General features: G+C 68.3%; 2 protein-coding genes. One reads left to right on the top strand and one right to left on the bottom strand.

Annotated elements, in window-relative coordinates; all coding sequences use genetic code 11:
- On the top strand, nt 1-1,039 hold a 1,039-nt coding region (locus ACFYWL_RS30895; protein ID WP_386980267.1), incomplete at its 5' end, for an ISAs1 family transposase.
- A gap of 108 nt (nt 1,040-1,147) precedes the next feature.
- On the opposite strand, the gene ACFYWL_RS30890 is transcribed toward ACFYWL_RS30895, so the two are convergent.
- Nucleotides 1,148-2,440, bottom strand: a complete 1,293-nt coding sequence (locus ACFYWL_RS30890; protein WP_386980264.1) for an IS256 family transposase — start codon at nt 2,438-2,440, stop codon at nt 1,148-1,150.
- Nucleotides 2,441-3,105: the final 665 nt, after the last annotated feature.

The following is a 3,105-nucleotide window of genomic DNA, read 5'->3' as shown; positions in this document are numbered from 1 at the left end:
CATCGACGAGCTCGCCGAGTTCGGCGAGCGGGCCACGAACTCGCTGCTGGCATCCCTCGGGGTACGCCGTCACCTGCTCGGCTGGCGGCGCAGCCCCAAGCCGGTCACGCTCGGACGCGTCCTTCAGGCACTTGACGGCGACGCCCTGGACCGGGCCGTGGGCGCCTACCTGGCTGACCGGCACCGCATCACCGCGCCCACGGACGTGCCCGGGGCCCGATCGCGGCAGGTCATCGCCGTGGACGGCAAGGCCCTCAAAGGCTCGGTCCGCCTGGATACGCCGCGCCGTCACTTGCTCTCGGCGGTCACCCACGACCGCGTCGCCACGATTGCCCAGGTCGAAGTGGGGGCGAAGACCAACGAAGTGCGCCACTTCAAGCCCCTGCTGGCGCCGCTCGACCTCGTCGACACCGTCGTCACCTTCGATGCCCTGCACTCGGTGAAGGCCAACATCACCTGGCTGGTCGAGACGAAGAAGGCCCACTACATCGCCGTCATCAAGACCAACCAGCCCACCGCCCACGCCCAGCTCGCCGCCCTGCCCTGGACCTCGATCAAGGTCCAGCACACCGCCTCCGCCACCGCCCACGGCCGCCGCGAGTCCCGCTCGATCAAGACCTGCGCCATCGCCGACAACCTCGGCGGCATCGCTTTCCCCCACGCCCGCCTCGCCATCCGGGTCCACCGCCGCCGCAAGCCCACCGGCCGGCCCGAAACCCGCGAGAACGTCTACGCGGTCACCAGCCTCGCCGCCCATCAAACCCGCCCCGCCGACCTCGCCGCCGCCATCCGCGAGCACTGGGGAATCGAAAATTCCTCCCACTACATCCGAGATGTCACGTTCGCCGAGGACGCCTCGACCATTCACACCGGCACCGCACCCCGCGCCATGGCCACCATCCGTAACCTCGCCATCGGCACCCTGAAGATCCTCGGAGCCGACAACATCGCCAAGACCACCCGCGCCATCCGCCACGACCCCGAACGAGCACTCGCCGTCCTGGGCATCACCAACAACCCGGACACTCACGGAACTTGATCAAGCCCTGGCTTCAGGGGTGTTTGACGGCAACGCTGACGGCAACGTCAGCGGACGAGGGCTGCGGCGGGGTCTGTCAAATGAACGGTGTAACCAGGGTGGTTGGGGTTACTGACGGGCTGCGGAGAGTCGGCCGTCGAAGGTGATGTCGAAGGCGTTCAGGGCGGTCTTCCAGCGCATGGTCCAGCGGGCCTGGCCCTTGCCGGTGGGGTCCAGCGACATGATGGCCATGTAGACGCACTTCAAGGCCGCGGTCTCGTTCGGGAAGTGGCCGCGGGCCTTGACCGCCCGCCGGATCCTGGCGTTCACGGACTCGATCGCATTGGTGGTGCAGACGATGCGGCGGATCTCGGTGTCGAAGCGGAGGAACGGCGTGAACTCCTCCCAGGCGTTCTCCCAGAGCCGCACGATCGCCGGGTACTTCTTGCCCCAGGCATCGGCGAACTCTGCGAACCGCTCGAGCGCGGCCTCTTCGGTCGCCGCGGTGTAGACGGGCTTGAGGAGCTTGGCGATCTTGTCCCAGTCCTGGCGGGCGGCATAGCGGAAGGAGTTCCGCAGCAGGTGGACCACACAGGTCTGGACCGTGGTGCGGGGCCAGACGGTCTCGACGGCGTCGGGCAGGCCCTTGAGACCGTCGCAGACGAGCATGAGGACGTCGTTGACGCCGCGGTTCTTGATCTCGGTGAGGATGTGCATCCAGTGCTTGGCGCCCTCGCCTCCGTCGCCGGCCCACAGGCCGAGGATGTCGCGGCGGCCCTCGACGGTCACGGCCAGGGCCACGTAGATGGGCCGGTTCGCCACCGCGCCGTCGCGGATCTTCACGTGGATCGCGTCGATGAAGATCACCGGATAGACGGCGTCGAGGGGACGGTTCTGCCATTCGGCCATGCCGTCCATGACCTTGTCGGTGATGGTGGAGATCGTCTGGCGGGAGACTTCGGCGCCATAGACCTCGGCCAGGTGGGCCTGGACCTCACCGGTCGTCAGGCCCTTCGCGGACAGTGAGATGACCATCTCGTCGACGCCGGACAGACGCTTCTGCCGCTTCTTGACGATCTTCGGCTCGAACGAGCCTTCACGGTCGCGGGGCACGGCTATCTCCACCGGGCCGACGTCCGTGAGCACGGTCTTGGCCCGGGTCCCGTTGCGGCTGTTGCCGCCGTTCTTCCCGGCCGGATCGTGCTTGTCATAGCCGAGATGGTCGGTGATCTCGCCTTCGAGGGCGGATTCCAGAAGCCGCTTCGTCAGCTGCTGCAGCAGCCCGCCCTCACCCGTCAGCTGCAGGCCCTCGGCCTGGGCGCGGCCCACCAGCTCGTCGATGAGCTGGTCGTCCACCGCCTTCGCCGACTGCGGCTCAGCCGCCTCGACGGACTCGGCCTCGGTCACGTTCTCACTGGTCATCGATGCATCTTCCTTGATCAGGAGTTACACCGAACGTTTTACAGTCCCCACCTACGAGGTGTTCTGCGCCGCTGCCAACTGCGGAGCCGAATCCGGACCCCATTCCGAGCAGGAAGCCGCACAGGACTGGGCACTCCGCCACACCGGACGCACCGGCCACGAGCTCTTCAGACGCGTCTTCACCGACCACGCCAAGGTCACCCGAGCCGAGTAGAACCACCACCGCCAGCCGGAAACATGACCCACAACCCGCAGGCCATGGCACCAGGCCAGCGGCCCAGCCGGACGCTCGGCTAACGACCACGGCGTACCGCCGAAGCGGGATGCGTCCAAACTTTCTCTACGTCTTCAAGGCGACCCGCTGACGCGGGTCGCGCGCGGCACGGCCGCCCACCCGGCCCGCTCTCGGCTCCGCCACCGCGGGCCGGCCAGCGACCAGGCCGCGCAGAAGCAGCACAGCGGACCACCGGAAGCGCGGAGAAGGCCGGACGCGCCCGCACGACGACCGCCAGGCCGACGGCCAGGCCACGGCGGGGAGTTGGCCAGAGCGGAGGCCCGGAGGTGGGCCGGTCGGCTCCGTGGGCTTTACCCACCTCCCCGGGCCGGGGCCCGCGTCGGGCAAGGCCAGGGGGCCACTCGTTCAAATTCCGGGCAGGATCACGACC

It is taken from the genome of Micromonospora sp. NPDC002575, from assembly GCF_042889525.1.
Classification (GTDB): Bacteria; Actinomycetota; Actinomycetes; order Mycobacteriales; family Micromonosporaceae; genus Micromonospora; species Micromonospora carbonacea.
Note: the sequence above shows the minus strand (reverse complement) of the source record. Positions and strands in the feature narration are given on the sequence as shown.

Bases quoted from the DNA above. Each gene is read 5' to 3' on its own strand.
- ACFYWL_RS30890 (WP_386980264.1), bottom strand. From the start codon at position 2,440: ATGACCAGTGAGAACGTGACCGAGGCCGAGTCCGTCGAGGCGGCTGAG.